This window comes from Allobosea sp. GW821-FHT09G06 (assembly GCF_059416005.1).
On sequence record NZ_JBWKOI010000002.1, the window covers coordinates 960,127 to 981,998 of the forward strand.

19 protein-coding genes are annotated in these 21,872 nt (G+C 66.0%); 12 read left to right on the forward strand and 7 right to left on the reverse strand.

From position 1 onward, the window contains the following. The first annotated feature begins 157 nt into the window (after window positions 1-157). From mscL to AC07NY_RS14745, 3 genes are all read left to right on the forward strand, one after another. On the forward strand, window positions 158-577 hold the full coding sequence (gene mscL, locus AC07NY_RS14735; protein WP_494584442.1) for a large conductance mechanosensitive channel protein MscL: 420 nt from the start codon (window positions 158-160) through the stop codon (window positions 575-577). A gap of 121 nt (window positions 578-698) precedes the next feature. Then, on the forward strand, window positions 699-1,892 hold the full coding sequence (locus AC07NY_RS14740) for a pyridoxal phosphate-dependent aminotransferase (RefSeq protein WP_494584443.1): 1,194 nt from the start codon (window positions 699-701) through the stop codon (window positions 1,890-1,892). 119 nt (window positions 1,893-2,011) lie between these two features. After that, a complete protein-coding gene (locus tag AC07NY_RS14745; RefSeq protein WP_494584444.1) occupies window positions 2,012-3,073 on the forward strand; it encodes an AbrB family transcriptional regulator in 1,062 nt (353 codons plus the stop codon). Window positions 3,074-3,091: 18 nt separating this feature from the next. On the opposite strand, the gene AC07NY_RS14750 is transcribed toward AC07NY_RS14745, so the two are convergent. The 3 genes from AC07NY_RS14750 to AC07NY_RS14760 are packed head-to-tail and all read right to left on the reverse strand — an operon-like array spanning window position 3,092 to window position 5,595. Beyond that, window positions 3,092-4,027 (reverse strand): SMP-30/gluconolactonase/LRE family protein, encoded by a 936-nt coding sequence (locus AC07NY_RS14750; protein WP_494584445.1) that lies wholly within the window; start codon window positions 4,025-4,027, stop codon window positions 3,092-3,094. Next, window positions 4,028-4,693 (reverse strand): hypothetical protein, encoded by a 666-nt coding sequence (locus AC07NY_RS14755; protein WP_494584446.1) that lies wholly within the window; start codon window positions 4,691-4,693, stop codon window positions 4,028-4,030. Next, a complete protein-coding gene (locus tag AC07NY_RS14760; protein ID WP_494584447.1) occupies window positions 4,690-5,595 on the reverse strand; it encodes a LysR family transcriptional regulator in 906 nt (301 codons plus the stop codon). The genes AC07NY_RS14755 and AC07NY_RS14760 overlap by 4 nt, the downstream gene beginning before the upstream one ends. Before the next feature lie 137 nt (window positions 5,596-5,732). Here AC07NY_RS14760 and AC07NY_RS14765 point away from each other — a divergent pair, with 137 nt between their 5' ends. The 9 genes from AC07NY_RS14765 (at window position 5,733) to AC07NY_RS14805 (ending at window position 15,504) form a co-directional block, all read left to right on the forward strand. After that, window positions 5,733-7,169, forward strand: coding sequence for an FAD-binding oxidoreductase (locus AC07NY_RS14765; protein WP_494584448.1), 1,437 nt, complete (start codon window positions 5,733-5,735; stop codon window positions 7,167-7,169). A 59-nt stretch (window positions 7,170-7,228) separates the two neighbouring features. Further along, window positions 7,229-7,513, forward strand: a complete 285-nt coding sequence (locus AC07NY_RS14770) for a GIY-YIG nuclease family protein (RefSeq protein WP_494584449.1) — start codon at window positions 7,229-7,231, stop codon at window positions 7,511-7,513. A gap of 69 nt (window positions 7,514-7,582) precedes the next feature. Continuing rightward, a complete protein-coding gene (locus tag AC07NY_RS14775) occupies window positions 7,583-8,770 on the forward strand; it encodes an FAD-binding protein (RefSeq protein ID WP_494584450.1) in 1,188 nt (395 codons plus the stop codon). Further along, window positions 8,770-9,396 carry a DUF2585 domain-containing protein gene (locus AC07NY_RS14780; RefSeq protein ID WP_494584451.1) on the forward strand — a complete coding sequence of 209 codons (627 nt, stop codon included), beginning with the start codon at window positions 8,770-8,772 and terminating at the stop codon, window positions 9,394-9,396. The genes AC07NY_RS14775 and AC07NY_RS14780 overlap by 1 nt, the downstream gene beginning before the upstream one ends. A 3-nt stretch (window positions 9,397-9,399) precedes the next feature. Next, window positions 9,400-10,773 (forward strand): glycolate oxidase subunit GlcF, encoded by a 1,374-nt coding sequence (gene glcF, locus AC07NY_RS14785; protein WP_494584452.1) that lies wholly within the window; start codon window positions 9,400-9,402, stop codon window positions 10,771-10,773. Window positions 10,774-10,977: 204 nt separating this feature from the next. Further along, complete coding sequence (gene hisS, locus AC07NY_RS14790) at window positions 10,978-12,552, forward strand: histidine--tRNA ligase (protein WP_494584453.1); 1,575 nt, start codon at window positions 10,978-10,980, stop codon at window positions 12,550-12,552. A 236-nt stretch (window positions 12,553-12,788) separates the two neighbouring features. Beyond that, a complete protein-coding gene (locus tag AC07NY_RS14795; RefSeq protein ID WP_494584454.1) occupies window positions 12,789-13,901 on the forward strand; it encodes an ATP phosphoribosyltransferase regulatory subunit in 1,113 nt (370 codons plus the stop codon). After that, window positions 13,898-14,884: an ATP phosphoribosyltransferase gene (gene hisG, locus AC07NY_RS14800; protein ID WP_494584455.1), complete on the forward strand. Its 987-nt coding sequence runs from the start codon at window positions 13,898-13,900 to the stop codon at window positions 14,882-14,884. The genes AC07NY_RS14795 and hisG overlap by 4 nt, the downstream gene beginning before the upstream one ends. Window positions 14,885-15,018: 134 nt before the next feature. Then, a complete protein-coding gene (locus tag AC07NY_RS14805) occupies window positions 15,019-15,504 on the forward strand; it encodes an META domain-containing protein (protein WP_494584456.1) in 486 nt (161 codons plus the stop codon). A gap of 99 nt (window positions 15,505-15,603) precedes the next feature. Here AC07NY_RS14805 and AC07NY_RS14810 read toward each other — a convergent pair whose 3' ends face one another. From AC07NY_RS14810 to groL, 4 genes are all read right to left on the reverse strand, one after another. Continuing rightward, window positions 15,604-17,697 carry an ABC transporter ATP-binding protein/permease gene (locus tag AC07NY_RS14810; RefSeq protein WP_494584457.1) on the reverse strand — a complete coding sequence of 698 codons (2,094 nt, stop codon included), beginning with the start codon at window positions 17,695-17,697 and terminating at the stop codon, window positions 15,604-15,606. A 203-nt stretch (window positions 17,698-17,900) separates the two neighbouring features. Beyond that, window positions 17,901-19,013, reverse strand: a complete 1,113-nt coding sequence (locus tag AC07NY_RS14815) for a branched-chain amino acid ABC transporter substrate-binding protein (RefSeq protein ID WP_494584458.1) — start codon at window positions 19,011-19,013, stop codon at window positions 17,901-17,903. Window positions 19,014-19,165: 152 nt separating this feature from the next. Continuing rightward, window positions 19,166-20,080 carry a phosphate/phosphite/phosphonate ABC transporter substrate-binding protein gene (phnD, locus tag AC07NY_RS14820; RefSeq protein WP_494584459.1) on the reverse strand — a complete coding sequence of 305 codons (915 nt, stop codon included), beginning with the start codon at window positions 20,078-20,080 and terminating at the stop codon, window positions 19,166-19,168. A 140-nt stretch (window positions 20,081-20,220) separates the two neighbouring features. After that, on the reverse strand, window positions 20,221-21,858 hold the full coding sequence (gene groL, locus AC07NY_RS14825; protein WP_492284121.1) for a chaperonin GroEL: 1,638 nt from the start codon (window positions 21,856-21,858) through the stop codon (window positions 20,221-20,223). Window positions 21,859-21,872 lie beyond the last annotated feature (14 nt).

Sequence of the window (21,872 nt, forward strand, 5' to 3'; positions counted from 1 at the left end):
CGCAAGTGCTCAGGCCGGATTCATCCCCAAGTCTTTGCGTTTCAGGCCGATCAGCGCCGGCATTGCTGCGTTTTCGGGCTTTCCCTGTTCTGCGCCGCTGGTCTAGCGTCCGGGACAGGCTGTCGGGGTAGCCTTGCCGATTCTCAAGGGGTGTTTCATGTTGGAAGAATTCAAGAAATTCGCCCTGAAGGGCAATGTCGTCGATCTCGCCATCGGTGTCATCATCGGCGCCGCGTTCAGCCGGATCGTCGACTCGCTCGTCTCCGATATCATCATGCCGTTCATCGGCGCGCTCGGTGGCGTCGATTATTCGAACTATTTCTTCGGCCTGAACAGCGCCGTCACCTCGCCGATCCTCTCGGAAGCCAGGAAGCAGGGCGCGGTCCTCGCCTATGGCAACTTCGTCACGGTGGCGATCAACTTCATAATCATCGCTTTCGTCCTGTTCCTCGTGGTCAAGGGCATCAACAAGCTGCAGAAGAAGCAGCCGCCGAAGGAAGAGGCTCCCGCGGCCAAGGCCGAGGATGTCGTCCTGCTCGGCGAGATCCGCGACCTGCTCAAGCAGAAGCAGGCCTGATCCTGCCCCCGCGCGGCCGTGAATCATCACGGCCGCCGATCGACCCGATCTCGCGATTTCATGCCTCGCCGCGCCGTGATCGGCTAAAGGTGGGGCACTGAATTTCGCGAGGCCGAACCCCATGAACAGCGCCATCCTGCCGGGCAGCACCCTGCTTGCCGAGCTTCGTCCGGAAGCCCGGAACGCGCCGGAAAGCGGGATCGTCGAGGTGGTCAATCACGGCCGGCTCAAGCAGGGCCTGATCCCGCTCTGGGTCGGCGAGGGCGATCTCTCGACGCCAGCCTTCATCGCTGACGCCGCGGCGCGCTCGCTCGCGGCAGGCGAGACCTTCTACACCTGGCAGCGCGGCATTCCCGAATTGCGCGAGGCGCTCGCCCGTTATCACCAGCGCCTCTATGGCCGCCCGTTCTCGGCGGAGAGCTTCTACGTCACCGGCTCGGGCATGCAGTCGGTCCAGATCGCTGTGCGGATGATCGCCGGCCCCGGCGACGAAATCCTGATCCCGACTCCGGCCTGGCCGAATTTCGGCGCGGCGGTCTCAATCAGCGGTGCGAGCACCGTCTGCGTCCCGATGACCTACGCGCAGGGCAGCTTCACCCTCGATCTCGACCGGCTCGCCGCCGCGATCACGCCGCGCACCCGCGGCATTCTCGTGAACTCGCCGTCGAATCCCACGGGCTGGACTGCGACCAAGGCCGAGCAGGAGGCGCTGCTCGCGCTCTCCCGCAAGCACGGCATCTGGATCGTCGCCGACGAGATCTATGGCCGCTTCATCTATGACGGCTCGGAGCGCGCGCCCTCCTTCCACGACATCATGGAGGCGGAGGACCGCGTCATCTTCGTCCAGACCTTCTCGAAGAACTGGGCGATGACCGGCTGGCGTATCGGCTGGATCGAGGTGCCTCTCGCCTTCGGGCAGGTCGTCGAGAACCTGATCCAGTACTCGACCTCGGGCTCCCCGGTCTTCGTCCAGCGCGGCGCCATCGCCGCCCTCGACGAGGGTGAGGGCTTCGTCGCCGAGCAGATCGCGCGTGCGGCCGAAGGGCGCCGCATCGTGTTCGAGGGGCTGAAGGCAACGAACCGCGTCACGCTCTCGGCGCCGGTCGGGGCATTCTACCAGTTCTTCTCGGTCGATGGCCGCGAGGATTCGCGCAAGCTCGCGCTCGATCTGGTCGACAGCGCCAATGTCGGCCTTGCACCCGGTACGGCCTTCGGCCCCGGCGGCGAGACTGGCCTTCGTCTCTGCTTCGCCCGCAAGTCCTCTGACTTGGTCGAGGCCGTCGCGCGCCTGCAGAAGGCCCTGGCCGCGGCCTGAGGCCAAGGCGGGCGGCGCAACGCCGCCTTGCATCTGGTGGGGAGCGGGTCGGTTGACCCGCTGCCGGACCATCGCCATGAACGCCCAGTGCCGCCTGTTTTTGGCGCGGCGGGAACGCGATGAAACCGTTCGGCTATCCCACGAACCGGCTGGTCATCCTCTGGCGGGAAATTCTGGTCATCGCGCTGGCGACCGTCGGGGGCGGGGCCTTCGCCCTGCTCGGCATGCCCGCCGCCTGGCTCTCCGGCTCGATGCTGATCAGCGCGGCAGTCGCGCTGGTGCGCCCGCTGCCGAACCTGCGCCGGCCCTGGTTCGACGCGACCATGGTGCTCTCCGGCGCGATCCTCGGCTCCGCGGTGACGCCGGAGGCGCTCGCGGCTGCCGCCCGCTATCCCGCCTCTCTCGTTCTGCTCCTCGTCGGCGCCACGGCGATCATGCTCGCGACCGGCGCTTATCTGCGCCACGTCGCGCGCTGGCCCTGGATCGATGCCCTGCTGGCTTCCGCACCCGGCGCCCTGTCGACCGTGCTCGCGGTGGCCCAGGAAAAGGGCGCCAATATCGGCCGTATCTCCGTCGTCCAATTGTTTCGCCTGCTCGTGCTGGTCGCGCTGCTGCCGAGCGTCATGCAATTGAGCGGGGCGGCTGCCGGCATGCCGGTGCCCGATATCAAGTCGGTCGATGCCGGCACCATGTTCGGCGTCGCCATGGCGGGGCTGGCGCTGGGGCTCGTCTTCGAGCGGCTCGGCCTCTCCGCTCCGCTGATGTTCGGCGCGACCTTCGCCAGCGCGGCCCTGCATGGCAGCGGGCTCGTCGAGGGCTCGTTGCCCATGCCGATCCAGATCGTCGTGCAGGTCCTGCTCGGCACCACCATGGGCGGGCGCATTGCCCATATCCCGCGCGACGAGCTGAAGGGCCTGTTTCCGCTCGCCATCGGTGGCTTCGCGGTCTCGATCGGCGTCGCCTTCCTGTTCGCCTGGCCGGCCGCTTGGCTCGCCGGCGTGTCCTATGCCAGCGGCATGGCGGCCTTCGCGCCCGGCGGCCTGGAAGCGATGGCGATGCTCGCCTTCGCGATGGGGCTCGATACGCTCTATGTCGGCGCGCACCATCTCGTGCGCTTCGTCGCGATCGGGCTGGCGATGCCGCTCGTGCTCAGCCGCGTGAAGAACGCGCCGCCGGGCTGACTGCATGAGCGAGGGGCCTCAGGCCGGCCGGACCGCCCCGTTCGTGTGCGTCATCACGGAATAGAGCGAGGTCGTGCCGCAGATGAACAGGCGGTTGAGCTTCGGTCCGCCCCAGCAGACGTTCGCGACGATCTCGGGAATATGGACCTTGCCGATCAGCGTGCCGTCCGGGTGGTAGATATGGACGCCGTCGGCCGCGCTGGTCCAGATGCGCCCCTCGATATCGAGGCGGAAGCCGTCGAACAGCCCGGCCGTGCAGGTCGCGAACACTTTTGAAGCACCGAGCGTGATGCCGTCCCTCCCCATCCGGAAGCTGCGGATATGCCGCGGCCCGTTCTCGGGATCATGGCTTGCGCCGGTATCGGCGATGTAGAGGATGCTCTCGTTCGGCGAGAAGGCGAGGCCATTGGGCTTGACGAAATCATCGGCGACGATGGCGATCTCGCCGGTTTGTCCATCGATGCGATAGACGTTGCAGGCGCCGATCTCGCCGGGAGACTTGTCGCCCTCGTAGTCGCTGAGGATGCCGTAATCGGGATCGGTGAACCAGATCGAACCGTCCGACTTCACCACGGCGTCGTTCGGCGAGTTCAGTCGCTTGCCGCCGAAATGGCTGGCGAGCACGGTGATCGAGCCGTCATGCTCGGTGCGCGTCACCTGCCGCCCGCCATGCTCGCAGGTGATGAGCCGGCCCTGCGCATCGACTGTGTTGCCGTTGGAATTGCGCGCCGGCTGCCGGAACGTGCCGACCTGGCCGCTCAGCGCGTCGTAGCGCAGCATGCGGTCATTCGGGATATCCGACCAGATGAGCGTATTATGGGCCGGGAACCAGGCCGGCCCCTCCGACCAGCGCGCGCCGGTCCAGAGCCGCTCGACCCGGGCGGAGCCTGGAACGACGCGATGGAAGCGTGGATCGAGGACCGTAACCCCCGTGCCTTCGAGCTGGCCGAACATCTACCGTTCCTTCTCCGTTAGCCAGCGACGTAGGTGGGCGCCGCCTTCGGTGTTCTTGGTCTGCAGTGCTCGCCGTGGTTGCCAACCCTTATAAACGACCACGTTACCGTGAGAGTCAGTCTCTCGAATGCCCCACAAGCGAGAAGCGCGAGCAACGATCAGGCCGATCTCTCTGCGTTGTGCGCGAGGCAGCAAATTATGAATGACGAATTTCTGAGCGAATTTTGACGATGGGAGTTTATCGGCGATCAAACGGGCCGGATTTCCCCACTTTGAGTGATATGGGACTAGTTGTATGACGCATATGCGCAATGTATCAAATTTATAAATATCTGATCTGAATGTTTTATTGGCCCAAATGTGTCCTGGATGATCGATAAACTTCTTATCGAAAAACAGATATGGTGTGTCTCTTTTGAGATTTATTTTTAAAGAAGCTACAAATTCGGGATTTTTGATTTCATATCGCTCATCAATTTCGCTAAATCCGGGGTTGAGGTACAGAAGAAAAACCTTCGCGGTTTTAATGGACCCAACCCAAGGTACCGGATGCAATTGGATTCTGAGATCGGGAAACTGACTAAGAAGCGCGCCGTCATCGTCAGGATGTCGATATGCGCCATCCGCACGGCGCCAAAAAGCGATGAAGTCATCGGTATTGATCACAGCGCAAGCCCCGCATCCCAATAGGGCGTGGCGCCATAGAGCTTGCCGAGATAATCGACGAAGGCGCGTACTTTCTGCTCCATGTGCCGGCGGCTCGGATAGACCGCGTAGACTGCGACGCGCGAGCCGACCGCATAGGCCGGCAGGACGCGCTGCAACGCCCCCGACTTCAGCTCCGGTCCGACATCCCAGGTCGAGCGCAAGGCGATGCCGACGCCGCCCAGCAAGGCCTCGCGCACGACCTCGCTCGAATTCGTGCGCAACGGGCCGTTGACCCGCACCGAGACCGGACCTTCCGGCCCGTCGAGCCGCCAGTGGTCGGCATTGTGCGCGATCAGCGTATGGCGCGACAGCTCGGCGATATCGGCCGGCATGCCGTGCTCGGCAAGATAGCCCGGCGTCGCGCAGAGCACCCGGTGGTTCCGGGCGAGGCGCTTGGCGACGAGGCTCGAATCCTGCAGGTCGGCAATGCGGATCGCGAGGTCGAAGCCTTCGCCCACGACATCGACGAAGGCATCGCTGAGCACGAGCTCGACCGTGACCAGCGGATTGGCATCGAGGAAGCGCTTGAGATGCGGCGCGACATGCATCCGGCCGAACGAGGTCGGCGCCGATACGCGCAGCGTCCCACGCACCTGTCCGGCGCCGCTCGACACCCAGGACTCGGCTTCTTCGATCGAGGACAGGATCGAGACGACGCGCTCGTAGAAGCCCTGTCCGGCCTCGGTGAGGGCAAGCTGCCGCGTCGTGCGCTGGAGCAGGCGCACGCCCAGCCGCTCCTCCAGTCGGCGGATACGCTTCGAAATCACCGCCGGCGACAGGTTGAGCTGCCGGCCGGCCGCCGACATGCTCTTGGTCGTTACCACATGTGCAAACACGTCGAGGTCGCCAAACCGGTCCATCGCTACGCCACCTTTTCCAATCTGGAAATAATGGCTGGCTTTGGCCGCGCTGCAAGTGCCATTGAATTGATCTAATCTGCCGCGCAGACAAATGCCCTTCAGTGGTGTGGATGAGTCGTCGAGAGTGGAGGGGAGAGATGAGCGCGATAGCCTTTCCGGTGCCGGATGCCGGCATTCTCGCCCGCCGCGAATCGATCATCGCTGGCCTCGCGCGCCTTGTCCCGCCGCAGGCGCTGATCACCAGCGACGATGAGCGCCGCCCCTATGAGACCGATGCGCTGACCGCCTATCGCCGCATGCCGCTCGCCGTCGTCCTGCCCTCGACCACGCAGGAGGTCGCAGCCGTCCTGCGCTATTGCCGGGAGCAGGGCGTGCCGGTTGTGCCGCGCGGCTCGGGCACCTCGCTCGCGGGCGGCGCGATCCCGCAGGAGGACGCGGTCGTCGTCGGCGTCTCCAAGATGAACCGCATCCTCGCGATCGACTATGCCAACCGCGTCGCGCGGGTCGAGGCCGGCGTGACCAATCTCGCCGTCACCGGCGCGGTCTCGGCCGAGGGCTTTTTCTATGCGCCCGATCCGTCCTCGCAGCTCGCCTGCTCGATCGGCGGCAATATCGGCATGAACTCGGGCGGGGCGCACTGCCTGAAATATGGCGTCACTACGAACAACGTGCTCGGCGTGACCATGGTCATGCTCGACGGCAGCATTGTTGAAATCGGCGGCTCCCACCTCGACTCCCCCGGCTACGACCTGCTCGGCCTGATCAACGGCTCGGAAGGCCAGCTCGGGATCATCACGGAAGCGACGGTGCGCATCCTGCGCGCGGCCGAGGGCGCGCGACCGGTGCTCTTCGGCTTCCCGACCAGCGAGCAGGCGGGGGCGGCTGTCGCCGCCATCATCGGTGCCGGCATCATCCCGGTCGCGATGGAATTCATGGACAAGCCGGCGATCGAGATCTGCGAGGCCTTCGCCAAGGCCGGCTACCCGATGGATGTCGAGGCGCTGCTGATCATCGAGGTCGAGGGTTCGGATGACGAGATGGACGCCCAGCTCGCCCGCATCGTCACGATCGCCAGGGAGCACGGCGTCAAGACCGTCAAGGAATCGAAATCGGCGATGGAGGCGGCTGCGATCTGGAAGGGCCGCAAATCCGCCTTCGGCGCCACCGGCCGCATCGCCGACTATATCTGTATGGACGGCACGATCCCGACCGGGCAACTGCCTTATGTGCTCCGGCGCATGGACGAGATCGTGAAGGGCTATGGCCTGCGCGTCGCCAATGTCTTCCACGCCGGCGACGGTAACCTGCACCCGCTGATCCTCTACAACTGCAACGATCCCGTGGAGGCGCAGAAGGCCGAGGATGCCGGCATGGACATCCTCAAGCTCTGTGTCGAGGTCGGCGGCTGCCTCACCGGCGAGCACGGCGTTGGCATCGAGAAGCGCGACCTGATGACCTTCCAGTTCAATCCGGAGGACCTCGCCCAGCAGATGCGGGTGAGGGCGGTGTTCGACGAGCGCTGGCTGCTCAACCCGGCGAAAGTGTTCCCGCTGGAAGGCAGGGTGGCTGCCTAAGCTTTGTCATTCCGGGGCTCGCGCAGCGAGAACCCGGAACCCACGACCGGGTGAGAGGGATGCCGTACTTCGTCTATCTCCTCGCCCGAAAGAAGGACGGTACGCTCTATCTGGGCATCACCAATGATCTCGCGAGACGTGTTCTTGAACACAAGTCGAAGCAGAATATCGGTTTCACCTCTCGATACGATGTCGATCGACTGGTTTGGTACGAAGAGTTCGAATGGGTCCATGAAGCCATCGATCGGGAGAAGGCACTGAAGAAATGGCGTCGCGCCTGGAAGATCACATTGATCGAGGACATCAATCCCGAATGGGCGGATCTCTATGAAGGGCTGGCTTGAACGGGTTCGCCCAGTCGTGGGTTCCGGGTTCTTCGCTCCGCGAAGCCCCGGAATGACAAAGGGCGGAGCATGATCGTCCACACTCCCACCACCGAGGCACAGGCCTGCGCCGTCGTGAAATCGGTCATCGACAGCGCCGTGCCGCTCACCTTGCGCGGCGGCGGCACGCGCTCTGGCCTTGGCCGCCCGGCCCAGGCCGCGAGCACGCTCTCCAGCGCGGGTCTTACCGGCATCACGCTCTACGAGCCGGCCGAGATGGTCATCGCCGCCCGCGCCGGTACACCGCTCGCGCTCGTGCAGGAAACCCTCGCCGAGCGCGGCCAGATGCTGCCCTTCGAGCCGATGGACCATCGCGCCCTCTATGGCAGCGAGGGCGAGCCGACGATCGGCGCGGTCGCCGCCTGCAACATCTCCGGCCCGCGCCGGATCAATGCCGGCGCCGCCCGCGACTCCCTGATCGGCGTCCGGCTGGTCAATGGCCGCGGCGAGATGATCAAGTCCGGCGGGCGCGTGATGAAGAACGTCACTGGGCTGGACCTCGTGAAGCTGCTGAGTGGCAGCCACGGCACGCTCGGCTTCCTCACCGAAGTCACCTTCCGCGTGCTGCCGCGGCCGGAGCGTGTCGCGACGCTACAATGGCGCGGCCTCTCCGACAAAGTGGGAGTTGCGCTGCTGGCGAAAGCGCTGGGCTCGCCCTTCGAGCCGATGGCGGCGGCGCATCTCCCCGCCCGGATCGCTGGCGAGGAGGCGCTGACCCTGCTGCGTCTGGAGAATTTTTCGGACTCGATCGATTACCGTGCCGATGAACTTGCGCTGCTGCTCGACGACTATGGCACGCCCGATCGGCTGGAAGGAGCAGCCCCGACCGAGCTCTGGGTCGACATCCGCGATGCGGCCTTCTTCGCCGGTAGCGATGACGCGGTCTGGCGGCTCTCTCTGGCCCCGACCAACGGCCCGAAGGCCGCGGCTGCGATCGCGCGGATGATACCGGCCGCACGCTGGTTTTTCGACTGGGGCGGCGGACTGGTCTGGCTCGCGGTTCCCGCCTATGGCGATGCCGGCGCCGCCGCGATCCGCGCCGCGCTGAAGCCGCTCGGCGGCCATGCCACGCTGGTCCGCGCGCCCGATTCGATCCGCGCTGCCGTGGACGTGTTCCAGCCCTTGGCCGAGCCGCTGATGCGGGTAACGGCCGGCATCAAGAAGAGCTTCGATCCCGCCGGCATCTTCGAGCCCGGCCGGATCTATGCGGGGATCTGATGACGCTCGCCGATAGCCTTCCTACTGAAACCCGCGCCAGCTGGGCCCCCAACCGGCTCAGCCCCGTCGCGCTCGCCCTGGCCGCCGCGCTGCTGATCGCCGGCGTCGCCGCGATCCTGCTCTGGATGGGCCGCGAGCCGATCTGCAAATGCGGGACGATCAAGTTCTGGCAGGGCACGGTGATGTCCTCCGAGAATTCCCAGCACATCGCCGACTGGTACACCTTCTCGCACATCATCCACGGCTTCCTGTTCTACGGCCTGTTCTGGCTGATCCGCCGCATCACCGGCCTGCCGATCTCCTTCGGCCTCGCGCTCCTGCTCTCGATCCTGCTCGAAGGCGCCTGGGAAATCGCCGAGAACACCAATGCCGTGATCAACCACTACCGCTCGGCGACGATCTCGCTCGATTATTACGGCGACAGCGTCCTGAACTCGGTCAGCGACATCCTCTCGATGGTGCTGGGCTTCTTCTTTGCCCGTTTCGCGCCGGTCTGGCTGACGGTGACGAGTGCGCTGGCGATGGAGCTGATCGTCGGCTGGCTGATCCGCGACAACCTCACCCTCAACGTCATCATGCTGCTCTGGCCGATGGACTGGATCAAAGCCTGGCAGGGTGGAGCCTGAGCGATGCAGACGAACTTCACCCCCGAGCGCCTTGCTTCCGATCCGCGCATGCCGGCCTCGGAGAAGATCCTGCGGACCTGCGTGCATTGCGGCTTCTGCACCGCGACCTGCCCGACCTATCTTCTGCTCGGCGACGAACTCGATTCCCCGCGCGGGCGCATCTACCTGATCAAGGACATGCTGGAGAACGGCAAGCCCGCCACCCCTGAGGTGGTCAAGCATGTCGACCGCTGCCTCTCCTGCCTCTCCTGCATGTCGACCTGCCCGTCAGGCGTGCACTACATGCACCTCGTGGACCACGCCCGCGCCCATATCGAGGAAACCTACACCCGCTCCTGGCATGACCGTTTGCTGCGCAAGGTGCTGGCGGCGATCCTGCCCTATCCTGGCCGCTTCCGCGCCGCGATGCTGATGGCGCTGATCGGCAAGCCTCTCGCGCCGGTGCTCGGTGTCATCCCGGTTATCGGTCCGCGCTTGAAGGCGATGCTGGCGCTGGCACCCGCCCGCCTGCCGACGCGTTCCGCTATGGAAGGCCCGCAGACCTTCCCGCCGCCGGCCGAGCGCAAGCGCCGCGTCGCCTTGCTCTCCGGCTGCGCCCAGCCGGTGCTGGACCCGGCCATCAACGAGGCGACGATCCGCCTGCTCAACCGCCATGGCGTCGAGGTCGTCCTGCCGAAGGGGGAGGGCTGCTGCGGCGCGCTCGTCCACCACATGGGCCAGGAGCACGACGCCTTGTCCTTCGCCCGCGCCAATATCGACGCCTGGATGGCGGAGGTCGACGGCGAGGGACTCGACGCGATCCTGATCACGGCCTCCGGCTGCGGCACGACGATCAAGGACTACGGCTTCATGTTCCGTGGCGAGCCGGCTTACGCCGAGAAGGCGGCGAAGGTCTCCGCCCTGGCGAAGGACGTCACCGAGTTCCTGGAGACGCTGGAGCTCGCTCCCGTCCGCGATGTCGCGATGCCGATCGCCTATCACTCCGCCTGCTCGATGCAGCACGGCCAGCAGCTCAAGGACGGGCCGAAGCGCCTGCTCTCGGGCGCCGGCTTCAAGGTCAAGGAGGTGCCGGAGGGCCACATCTGCTGCGGCTCTGCCGGCGTCTACAACATCCTCCAGCCCGAGATCGCGGGGAAGCTGCGCGAGCGCAAGGTCGGCAATATCGAGCGCACCAAGCCGATGCTGGTCGCGACCGGCAATATCGGCTGCATGACCCAGCTCGCGAAGGGCTTTGCGGACAAGGGCGCGACGACCCCGGTCGTGCATACGGCTGAGCTGCTGGACTGGGCGACCGGCGGGCCGTTGCCGGAGAAGCTGGCGCGGGCCGGGATCGAGGATCGGCCGTTGCGGGAAAAGGCGCTGGCGGCGGCGGAATAGCCAAGCAGCGCGTCATGCTCGGGCTTGACCCGAGCATCTCTTGCCGAAGAGGGCGTCAGTACCTTCGTGTCCTGAGATTCTCGGGTCTGCGCTGCGCTTCGCCCGAGAATGACGCCCTGTGACTTGCCCCCTGCGTCGCGGCGGTCTAACCCGCGTGCATACTTTTTGATGCACGCTCTCCACTCCGATTGAGTTCCGCACGCCATGTCCGCCGACAAGACCGCCCCTGCCAAGCTGAAGGCCCGCCAGCCGCGCGGCTTCGTCGATCGTGGCCCGGCCGATGTCGCCGCCACCGAGCGCATGCTTTCCGTCATCCGCGAGAGCTTCTCGGTCTATGGCTTCGATCCCGTGGAGACGCCCTTCGTCGAGTACACCGACGCGCTCGGCAAGTTCCTGCCGGATCAGGACCGGCCGAACGAGGGCGTCTTCTCCTTCCAGGACGATGACGAGCAGTGGCTTTCGCTGCGCTACGATCTGACCGCACCGCTCGCCCGCTATGTCGCCGAGAATTTCGACGCGCTGCCCAAGCCTTATCGCAGCTATCGCGTTGGCTATGTCTTCCGCAACGAGAAGCCGGGGCCGGGCCGCTTCCGCCAGTTCATGCAGTTCGACGCCGATATCGTCGGTTCGGGCACCGTCGCGGGCGATGCCGAGATCTGCATGCTCGCCGCCGACACGATGGAGAAGCTCGGCATCAAGCGCGGCGACTATGTCGTGAAGGTCAACAACCGCAAGGTGCTCGATGGTGTGATGGATGCTGCTGGGATCGACCCTGCCGCGCGCCTCACTGTGCTCCGGGCGATCGACAAGGCCGACAAGTTCCCGCTGGAAGAAGTCCGCAAGCTCCTCGGCGAGGGCCGCAAGGACGAGAGCGGCGACTTCACCAAGGGCGCCGGGCTGTCCGATGCCCAGTCCGACCGCATCCTGCGCTATCTCGAACTCGGTCAGAAGCTCGCTGAGCTGGGCAAGGCCAATGCCGAGGATAGCGAAGGTTCCGCCAAGCTCTCCGCCGCAGCCCTCACCGACTTGCGCGCTCTCGTCGAGGGCGCCGAGAACGGTCAGGCCGGCATCGCGGAACTGGAGCAGATCCGCGAATTGATCACGGCGGCTGGCTATCTCGGGCGGGTCATCATCGACCCCTCGGTCGTCCGCGGTCTCGAATATTACACCGGCCCGGTCTACGAGGTGGAGCTGACCTTCCCTGTCACCAACGAAGACGGACAGGTCGTGCGCTTCGGCTCGGTCGCAGGCGGCGGACGCTATGACGGCCTTGTCGGCCGCTTCCGGCCCGAGCCCGTGCCGGCGACCGGCTTCTCCATCGGCGTTTCGCGGCTCTTCTCGGCGCTGAAGGCGGTGAAGTCGCCGATCGTCGACAGCCGCAACGAGCTTCCGCTCGTCGTCGTCACCGCGATGGACAACAAGTCGCCGGAGTTCATGCCGGGCTATCAGGCGATGGTCTCGGCGCTGCGTCAGGCCAAGGACGCGGACGGCAAGCCGTTGCTGCGCGCCGATCTCTATCTCGGCGCCTCCGGCTTCAACGCCCAGATGAAATATGCCGACCGCCGCGGTGCCATCTGCGCGATCATCCAGGGCTCGTCGGAGCGCGAGGCCGGCACGGTCGTCATCAAGGACCTGATCCTCGGCGCCGAACTCGCCGCCGCCAGCCGCGACGTCAAGGATTCCGCCGAGCACAAGGCCAAGCAGGCCGAAGCCCAGTTCGCCGTGCCGGTCGCGGAGCTGGTCGAAGGCGTGAAGCGGGTGCTGGCGCGACACGCCTGAACCCTTCTCCCTCGGGGGAGAAGGTGTCTGCGAAGCAGACGGATGAGGGCCGTCAGCGCTGTGTTTCCCTCATCCGTCAGCGCTTTGCGCTGCCACCTTCTCCCCCGAGGAGAGAAGGAAAGAGCCAGCCGCAGATTTCACGAGCTATCGATTCCCGTTCACCCATTTCATTCAAATCCCTCGAAAACCGGCGACGCGACTGCTAGGACGGCGCTCGCAACAGGACAGGACGAGCCGTGCCCGCAAGCCGCGCCAGCATCGAGACCGTGATCGCGCTCTTCGCCGGCGAGGGTTACGCCCATGCCGAGCCGGCGATCCTGCAGCCGGCCGATGTCTTCCTCGATCTCTCCGGCGAGGATATCCGCCGCCGCATCTTCATGACGCAGGATGCCGATGGCCGCGACTGGTGCCTGCGCCCGGAATACACCATCCCGGTAGCCCTCGATCACATCGCCTCGGGCTCGACCGAGCCTGCGGCCTATGCCTATGCCGGCCCGGTCTTCCGCATGCGCTCCGGCGAACCGGGCGAGTTCCTTCAGGCAGGGCTTGAATCCTTCGGTCGCAACGATTTCACCGCCACTGACGCCGAGATCATGGCGCTGACCATCGACGCGACGGCCATGCTCGGCCTCGCCGAGCCGCATATCGTCATGGGCGATGTCGCCGTGCTCGGCGCGCTGCTCGACGGCTTGAACGTGCCGCAGGCCGCGCGTCGCCGGCTGGTCCGCGCCGTCGTGCAGGGCAAGGGCACGGACGCCGTCGATGCGCTCGATCCCCCGGCTGCCGAGGGCGATGCCGCTCATGCCGGGCTGCTCAAGGCGCTCGAGGGGCAGGACCCCAAGGCCGCCCGCGCCTTCGTCGAGGATGTGCTCTCGATCGCCGGCATCTCGACTGTAGGCGGACGCTCCGCTGCCGATATCGCCGAGCGCTTTCTGGCCCGTGCCGCCGAGCGCGAGAATCCGGTCAATGGCGACGTCAAGGCGCTGCTGGCTCAGGTGCTCGCCGTCTCCGGCGATCCCGATGCGGCTTCGGCCTCGCTGCGCGCACTGGCCGATCAGGCCTCGCTCGATATCGGCCGGCAGCTCGATGCCTTCGACGAGCGCACCGGCTTCCTCGCCGCACGCGGCGTCGATATCGGTGCGATCCGCTTCTCGTCCGGCTTCGCCCGTAATCTCGACTATTATACCGGCTTCATCTTCGAGCTTCACGACACGGCCCGCGGCGACGGCAAGCCCGTGGCCGGCGGCGGCCGCTACGACAACGTCCTCGGACGCCTCGGCGCGAGCCGGCCGATCCCGGCTGTCGGCGCCTCGCTCTGGCTCGACCGCCTGACGGGAGACGCCGCATGAGCCAGACGCCGGATAACGACGCCCCGCTCGTCCTCGCCGTGCCCTCCAAGGGCCGCCTGCAGGAGAATGCCACCGCCTTCTTCGGCCGGGCCGGGCTGAAATTCGTCAAGTCGCGCGGCGAACGCGACTATCGCGGCGCGATTGCTGGCGTCGACGGGGCGGAAGTCGCCTTCCTCTCGGCCTCCGAAATCGTCGCGCAGCTGTCGTCCGGCGCCGCCCATATCGGCATCACCGGCGAGGATCTCGTCCGCGAGCAGCTCTCGGATGCCGATGCGGCCGTCGAGATGCTGACCCCGCTCGGCTTCGGCCATGCCAATGTCGTCGTCGCCGTGCCACAGGCCTGGATCGACGTGCGTACCATGGCCGATCTCGACGACGTCGCCTCCGCCATGCGGGCGCGCCATGGCAAGAAGCTCCGTGTCGCCACGAAATACGTGAACCTGACGCGGCGCTTCTTCGCTCAGCATGGTCTCGCCGATTACCGCATCGTCGAAAGCCTCGGCGCGACCGAAGGCGCGCCGGCTGCCGGCACGGCCGAGATCGTCGTCGACATCACCACGACCGGCGCGACGCTCTCGGCGAATGCGCTGAAAGTTCTCGATGACGGTGTGATGCTGGCGTCTGAGGCCAATCTCGTCGCCTCGATGCAGGCTCCGTGGGGCGCGCGGGCGAAGGCGGCGGCAAAGACCATCCTGTCGCGCATTGCGGCCGAGGAAGAGGGGCGCACGCTCCGCGAGGTCCGGGCGCGGCTCGATCTCGCGACGGATGCGCTGGCCGCACTGGAAGAACGCTTCGGCGCCCGTTTGCCGTTCGGAGCGCCGGCCAGCGGCACGCCCCTGACGCTGCATTGCCCGGACAAGGCCGTCTTCGCGCTCGTCGAGCATCTCGACGGCCTCGGCGCCGACGATATCACTGTCAGCGCCCCGGCTTATGTCTTCCGCCGCGCGAACCGCCTGCTGGAGCGCTTGAACGCCCGCATCTGATGCTGCGCGGCAGCATCGGAATGACGGGATCGCCCGCTGTTCAGCCTTGATCCCGAACGAATTGGCCTCTAGGCGTGTTAACCGGTTTGGCGGCACGCGGCGCGGCCGTGCGAGTGAATGCAGGTAAGACGATCATGATCCGACGCCTTGGCCTTGCGGCCGTCCTTGCGGTGTTTGCCGCGCCGATGCTGATGTCCGGTGAGGCGATGGCGCAGAGCCGCCAGAAGATGCCGTCGCGCACGGAGCTTGGCGGCGGGAATACGCCGATCCCGATGCCGCAGCAGGAGAAGACCTTCCCGCTCGGTGCGAGCTGGAGCGTGGTCGCGCTGAACGGCAAGCCGGTCCAGGACCGTCGCGCGACCCTGCTCGTCGACCAGAACCTGCGCGGCACCGGTTTCGGCGGCTGCAACACCTTCTCGGCCGCGGCCTATCCGCTGCGCCAGCAGGGCTTCGCGGTCGGTCCGATCGCCGTGACCCGCCGCAGCTGCGACAAGGGCATGCTCGATTTCGAACGAGCCTTCCTGATGGCGCTGCGCGCGACCCAGAAATGGGATCTGGTCAGCGGCCGCCTCGTCCTGAAGGGCGGGGCCGGCGAGCTGACCCTCAGCCGCTCGCTATGAGGCTGTTCCTCTCCTCGTGAGAGGCTTTCGACACCATCGACGGACAACAAAAAGGGTCGCGTGAGCGACCCTTTTTGTTGCGTTGCGCCTCGCCTGCCCTCAGGCGGCCGGGGCTTTCGCAGTCGGTGTCGGCGTGAAGGTGCCGTCCGCATTCGGCTCCATGGTGACGAGGGCGTCGTGCATGTTGCGCAGCGTCGTGCGGTGGCCGATCGAGACGATGCGGGTCTGCGGCAGTTCGCGGTCGATCGTCGCGTAGATTTCGCCCTCCAGCTTCTCGTCGAGCGAGGCTGTCGCTTCGTCGAGGAAGAGCCAGTCCGGCTTGCTCAGCAGCGCACGCGCGACGGCCAGCCGCTGCTGCTCGCCGCCCGAGAGCCGCTGCCCCCACAGATCGACCTCGTCGAGCTTGTCAGTGAGATGGCCGAGCTTGACCTTCTCCATCGCGGCGCGGATCGCGGCATCGTCATAGTCGCCTTCCTCGGCCGGATAGGCGAGCGCCGCCCGGAGCGAGCCCTGCGGCAGATAGGGCCGCTGCGGCAACAGCATGACCTCGGCGTTGGCGGGGATGCCGACCTTGCCGTCGCCGAAGGGCCAGATGCCGGCAATGGCGCGGAACAGCGTCGACTTGCCCGAGCCGGAAGGGCCGATCAGCAGCGTCGAGCGCGCGGTGCCGAGATCGAGCGCGCCGAGCTTCACGATCGGCTTGCCGTTCGGCAGGAGCAGGGTCGCGTCCCGGATATGCAGGCTCTCGTCGCGCGAGGTCTCGCGGCCGAGCGCCTCCTCGCTGATCGAACCGTGCTGCGCATCAGTGATCGCGGTCTCGAAGGAGGTCAGGCGGTTGATCGAGGCGAGATAGGAAGCAATCGAGGAGTAGCTGTTGATGATGAAGGACAGGGCCGTCTGGACCCGGTCGAAGGCGCCGGCGACCTGCATCATGACGCCGAGCGTGATCGTGCCGGCGAAATAGTACGGCGCCAGAATGATGTAGGGCAGGACGACGCTGAGCTGGTTGTAGGACAGCGTGAAGCTGGTCAGCTTCAGCCGGCGCCAGACCAGCCGGTAGAAGTTCTCGACGATGTCGCGGAAGCGCTGCGCGAGCTGGCCGCGCTCTGTCGGTTCGCCGACCATCAGCGCGATCTGCTCGGAATATTCTCGCAAGCGCGCCAGCGAGAAGCGGAAATTCGCCTCGCGCTTCTCCTGCTCGAATTCGAGGCGGATGAGCGGGCGGCCGATGATATGGGTCAGCCAGGTCGCAGCTGCCGCATAGAAGAACGCCACCCAGAAGATGTAGCCGGGAACGGCGAAGGACGTGCCCGGCAGGGTGAAGGCGACGGGGATGTTCCAGAGGATGATCGAGAACGAGACCAGCGTGGAAACCTGCGAGAGCAGGGGCAGCGCGAAGCCATAGGTCGAGTTAACGAAGGAGCGCGTGTCTTCGGCGATACGCTGGTCGGGGTTGTCGACTGTACCGGCGAGCGCGATCCGGTAATGCGTCGCATGGTCGAGCCACGCTTTCGTGTACTCGTTCGCCATGAACTGGCGCCAGCGGATCAGGATCGTATAGTTGGCGAACAGCTCGATCAGGTTCGAGGCCACCCACAGCGCGGCCCAGACGCAGAAGACGTAGAAGAGCTGGTACCAGAACGCCGCGGCGTCCTTGTTCTGCAGCGCGTCGTACATGTCGCGGTTGAAGAATGAGAGGCGCAGCGTGATGCCGACCTGCACCTGATTCAGCACGATCAGGAAGACGAAGAGAGAGACCGCAAGCGTGCCGAGCCGGATGCTGAACGGCCCGATCGGCCAGAGATTGGCGGTCGTGATCTGGTCGGATTCGAAATAAGGCGAGGCGATGCGGGCGATCCGCGCGATCACCGGCACGAAGGAGATCGCGTAGATCAGGATCGCGAAGACGCCGACCGTTGTCGGCAGGCTCGTCGGGATCGGCGGGATGCCGAGAGCCGCCGGCCACCAGCCGAACTGCGCCGCAATCGCGGATGCGCCGAACACGAGATACTCGATCGCGAAGACGCTGGAGAAGATCCGCAGGAAGAAGGGCAGGGCCGGCGAGCGGAAGGTGACGACCGCCAGCAGCAGGCCGATGACGCCCATGCCGATCACGCCGGCCGATCCGGCCTGCTGGCCGACGACCAGCGCGGCTGCCGCCAGCGCGGCGACGAGAATGCTCAACAAGCGCATAGATGGGAATCCTGGCGGGAAACGGTGAAAGCCACGATTCGGACCATGTCGCAGCGGGAGTGGCCTTTCAATGGCGGCGCGCCCGGATGAGCAAATTGTCATCTCGTGGAGAGCTGGCGGCGAGCCAAGGGGCCTGAAACGCAGCGCCCCGGGCGAGCGGGGCTCGTCCGGGGCGCGAAGCTGGAAGGTTTGGCTCTAGCCGATCATGGGGCGGCGACGATCTTGCCGGCGTCCCACTTGTACATCGAGAAGCTCGGCGAGCTCAGGTCGCCGGTCTTGCCATAGGTCAGCGTGCCGATCGCGGTCTTGACCGGCATGCCCGACTGCAGGGCCTTGGCGGCGCCGTTCGCGTCGCCCGGCTTGCCGGCCTTCTCGATCGCGGCCTTGAGCACCTCGACCGCGGCATAGGCGTTCAGCGTGAAGGCCTCGGGCGGGATGCCCTTCTCCTTCAGCGCCGCGACGGCCTGGGCCGAGTCGGGGTTCTTCAGCGCGTCGGTCGCGTTGGTGAAGAGCGTGCCGGTGGCATGATCGCCGCCGATCGCCGCGAACTCGGTGTTGGACAGGCCTTCGCCGCCGATGATCACCGCCTTGACGCCGGCATCGGCGAGCTGGCGCGCGAGCAGGCCGCCTTCCGGATGATAGCCGCCGAAATAGATCACCTCGACATTCGCGGCCTTGAGGCGCGTCACCACGGCCGAGAGGTCCTTGTCGCCGGGATTGACGGTCAGCGCCGCCACTTCCTTGAGCCCGCCGGCATTGATGCCCTTCTGGAAAGCATCGGCCAGGCCTTTGCCGTAGGTGCCCTTGTCATGGACGATCGCGATCTTCTTGTCCTTGAGGTTCTTCAGGACATAGGAGGCGGCGATGTCGGCCTGCTGGTCGTCGCGGCCGCAGGTGCGGAAGACATTGGTCAGGCCACGCGTCGTCAGCGCCGGCGAGGTCGCGGTCGGCGTCACCATCAGTACGCCGCTTTCGGCGAACACGTCCGAGACCGCCATGGCGACGCCGGAGGTCACCGGCCCGACCACGAACTTGACCTTGTCGCCGACGAGCAGGTTGGCGGAAGAAACGCCCTGCTTCGGGTCGCCGGCATCGTCGGCGAGTTTCAGCACGAGCTTCTCGCCGAGCACGCCGCCATTCTTGTTGATCACGTCGACGGCGGTCTGGGCGCCGTTCTTGACCTGGTCGCCATAGGCGGCGACCGGGCCGGTCAGCGGCGCGACGAGGCCGATGGTGATGTCGGCCTGTGCGGCCTGGGCAGAGAGGAAGAGGGCGGCGGCGAGCGCGGCGCCCGATAGGAGTTGGGACTTTTTCATTTGCATCTCCCTACGACATGCAACTTTAGCGCGCGATCCCGCGCGGGATCGCTTGCCGCCTGTATAGGCCAGGATGCCGTCCGAGGGCACTGCCCAAGCTTTCATCAGCCCTGTCGGGAAATGCATGGCTGTGCGGCAGGCGGTGCCCGCATTCAGCCTTTGTGGGCCTTGCGCTGGGCCTCGAGCTCCTCGGTGACCGCGATCACGTCGAGATAATCCTCGTGGCGGGCCGGCGCATAGCGCGAGACATGGCCGTCGGTGAAGTTCTTCCAGGCCTCGGGAGCGGCGTCCTTCATCGCGTTCATGGCGGCGACGAAATCGTCCTTCAGCCCCTGCGGCAGGTTGGCGCGGGTCGAGAACGGGCTCGCCGGGATCAAGGGCGAGGTCCAGAGCACGCGGGTCGAGCCGGCCGGGATCATGCCGCGCTGGGCGAGCCTTTGCGCGACGCCATGCTCCGCATTGACCTGATAGGTCGCGACGACGTCGAACTGGCCGCGGACCAGCGCCAGCACCGAATTGTCATGGCCGCCGGAAAAGACCGTGCCGCTGAAATGCGCCTTCGGGTCGATGCCCTGCTTGCGCAGGAAATAGGACGGGAAGGCGTAGCCGGAGGTCGAGTTCGGGTCGGCGAAGGCCATGACCTTGCCCTTGAGATCGGCAACGCTCTGATAGGCGCTCTCGGCGCGCACCAGCAGCACCGAGTAATAGCCTTCCTGACCCTGGTTATCGACGCCGCGGATCAGCGGCTGCAGCTTGTCGCCGAGCACGCGGCGCCCGAGCGCGTAGACCGCAGGCCCGAAGCGCGCGAAATCGACCTGATCGGCCCGCATCGCCTCGACGAGGCCGGCATAGTCCGAGACCCGGAAGAAACGCACGGGCACGCCGAGGCGCTGCGACAGGTAGTCGACCATCGGCTGGGTGCGGGCGATGGCGCCGACCTCGTTCTCGGCGGAGGAAACGCCGAAGCGAATTTCCTTGATGCTCTGCCGCCAGTCCGGTGCCTGCGCGAAGGCGGGGGCGATGCTGCCGGCGGCAAGGCCGGCGAGGACGAAGCGGCGTGTCGGCATGATGGTCTCTGGCGCGATGATCTGATCGCGCCTCGATGCGCGCACGCCACGACGGCTGGATGGCGGGCGGATGACAGTGCCGTGAAACGAAAAAGGCCCGGCTTGCGCCGGGCCTTCCGTAGGCTTGATAGGGGGATGGATCAGAAGTCCATGCCGCCCATGCCGCCGCCGCCCATCGGGGGCATCGGGGCGTCCTTCTTCGGCAGGTCAGCGACCATCGCCTCGGTGGTGATCAGCAGGCCGGCGATCGAAGCCGCGTCCTGGATCGCCGTGCGCACGACCTTGGTCGGGTCGATGATGCCGGCCTTGACCAGATCGCCGTACTCGCCGGTCTGGGCGTTGTAGCCGTAGGTGTAGTCCTTCGACTCCAGCAGCTTGCCGATCACGACCGCGCCGTCATCGCCGGCGTTGTCGACGATCTGGCGCGCCGGAGCGGCGATCGCCTTGCGGACGATCTCGACGCCGGTCTTCTGGTCGTCGTTCTGGGTCTTGATGCCCTTGACCGAGGACAGCGCGCGCAGGAGCGCAACGCCGCCGCCGGGGAGGATGCCTTCTTCGACCGCAGCGCGGGTCGCGTTCAGGGCATCGTCGACGCGGTCCTTCTTCTCCTTGACCTCGACCTCGGTCGCGCCGCCGACGCGGATGACCGCGACGCCGCCGGCGAGCTTGGCCAGACGCTCCTGGAGCTTCTCACGGTCGTAGTCCGAGGAGGTCTCCTCGATCTGGGCCTTGATCTGCCCGACGCGAGCCTCGATGTCCTTCTTCTTGCCGGCGCCGTCGATGATCGTGGTGTTCTCCTTCTCGATGCGCACGCGCTTGGCGCGGCCGAGCATGTTGAGCGTCACGGTCTCGAGCTTGATGCCGAGGTCTTCCGAGATCATCTGGCCGGCGGTCAGGATCGAGATGTCCTCGAGCATGGCCTTGCGGCGATCGCCGAAGCCCGGAGCCTTGACGGCCGCGACCTTCAGGCCGCCACGGAGCTTGTTGACGACGAGCGTGGCCAGGGCCTCGCCCTCGACGTCCTCGGCGATGATGAGGAGCGGCTTGCCGGTCTGCACGACGGCCTCGAGGATCGGCAGCATCGCCTGGAGCGAGGACAGCTTCTTCTCGAAGACGAGGATGTAGGGGTCGTCGAGCTCGGCGACCATCTTCTCGGAGTTGGTGATGAAGTACGGCGAGAGGTAGCCGCGGTCGAACTGCATGCCCTCGACGACGTCGAGTTCGGTGTCGGCGGTCTTGGCTTCCTCGACGGTGATGACACCCTCGTTGCCGACCTTCTGCATGGCCTTCGAGATCATCTCGCCGACCGACGAGTCGCCGTTGGCCGAGATGGTGCCGACCTGCGCGACTTCCGCGTTCGAGGTGACCTTCTTCGAGTTCTTCTTGAGGTCGGCGACGATGGCCTCGACGGCCAGGTCGATGCCGCGCTTCAGGTCCATCGGGTTCATGCCGGCCGCAACCGACTTGGCGCCTTCACGGACGATCGCCTGGGCGAGAACGGTGGCGGTGGTGGTGCCGTCGCCGGCATGGTCGTTCTGGCGCGAAGCGACTTCGCGGACCATCTGGGCGCCCATGTTCTCGAACTTGTCGGCGAGCTCGATCTCCTTGGCGACGGTGACGCCGTCCTTGGTGATGCGCGGAGCGCCGAACGACTTCTCGATCACGACGTTGCGGCCCTTCGGACCGAGCGTGACCTTCACGGCATTGGCGAGGACATCCACGCCGCGCAGCATCTTGTCGCGGGCTTCAGTGCCGAATTTGACGTCTTTGGCAGCCATGAGAGCTACTCCTT

Coding starts and splice junctions, on each gene's coding strand:
- AC07NY_RS14770 (WP_494584449.1), top strand. CDS start 7,229: ATGCCGTACTTCGTCTATCTCCTCGCCCGAAAGAAGGACGGTACGCTC.
- AC07NY_RS14745 (WP_494584444.1), top strand. CDS start 2,012: ATGAAACCGTTCGGCTATCCCACGAACCGGCTGGTCATCCTCTGGCGG.
- groL (WP_492284121.1), bottom strand. CDS start 21,858: ATGGCTGCCAAAGACGTCAAATTCGGCACTGAAGCCCGCGACAAGATG.
- AC07NY_RS14780 (WP_494584451.1), top strand. CDS start 8,770: ATGACGCTCGCCGATAGCCTTCCTACTGAAACCCGCGCCAGCTGGGCC.
- AC07NY_RS14775 (WP_494584450.1), top strand. CDS start 7,583: ATGATCGTCCACACTCCCACCACCGAGGCACAGGCCTGCGCCGTCGTG.
- glcF (WP_494584452.1), top strand. CDS start 9,400: ATGCAGACGAACTTCACCCCCGAGCGCCTTGCTTCCGATCCGCGCATG.
- AC07NY_RS14760 (WP_494584447.1), bottom strand. CDS start 5,595: ATGGACCGGTTTGGCGACCTCGACGTGTTTGCACATGTGGTAACGACC.
- AC07NY_RS14740 (WP_494584443.1), top strand. CDS start 699: ATGAACAGCGCCATCCTGCCGGGCAGCACCCTGCTTGCCGAGCTTCGT.
- mscL (WP_494584442.1), top strand. CDS start 158: ATGTTGGAAGAATTCAAGAAATTCGCCCTGAAGGGCAATGTCGTCGAT.
- hisS (WP_494584453.1), top strand. CDS start 10,978: ATGTCCGCCGACAAGACCGCCCCTGCCAAGCTGAAGGCCCGCCAGCCG.
- phnD (WP_494584459.1), bottom strand. CDS start 20,080: ATGCCGACACGCCGCTTCGTCCTCGCCGGCCTTGCCGCCGGCAGCATC.
- hisG (WP_494584455.1), top strand. CDS start 13,898: ATGAGCCAGACGCCGGATAACGACGCCCCGCTCGTCCTCGCCGTGCCC.
- AC07NY_RS14765 (WP_494584448.1), top strand. CDS start 5,733: ATGAGCGCGATAGCCTTTCCGGTGCCGGATGCCGGCATTCTCGCCCGC.
- AC07NY_RS14750 (WP_494584445.1), bottom strand. CDS start 4,027: ATGTTCGGCCAGCTCGAAGGCACGGGGGTTACGGTCCTCGATCCACGC.
- AC07NY_RS14815 (WP_494584458.1), bottom strand. CDS start 19,013: ATGAAAAAGTCCCAACTCCTATCGGGCGCCGCGCTCGCCGCCGCCCTC.
- AC07NY_RS14805 (WP_494584456.1), top strand. CDS start 15,019: ATGATCCGACGCCTTGGCCTTGCGGCCGTCCTTGCGGTGTTTGCCGCG.
- AC07NY_RS14810 (WP_494584457.1), bottom strand. CDS start 17,697: ATGCGCTTGTTGAGCATTCTCGTCGCCGCGCTGGCGGCAGCCGCGCTG.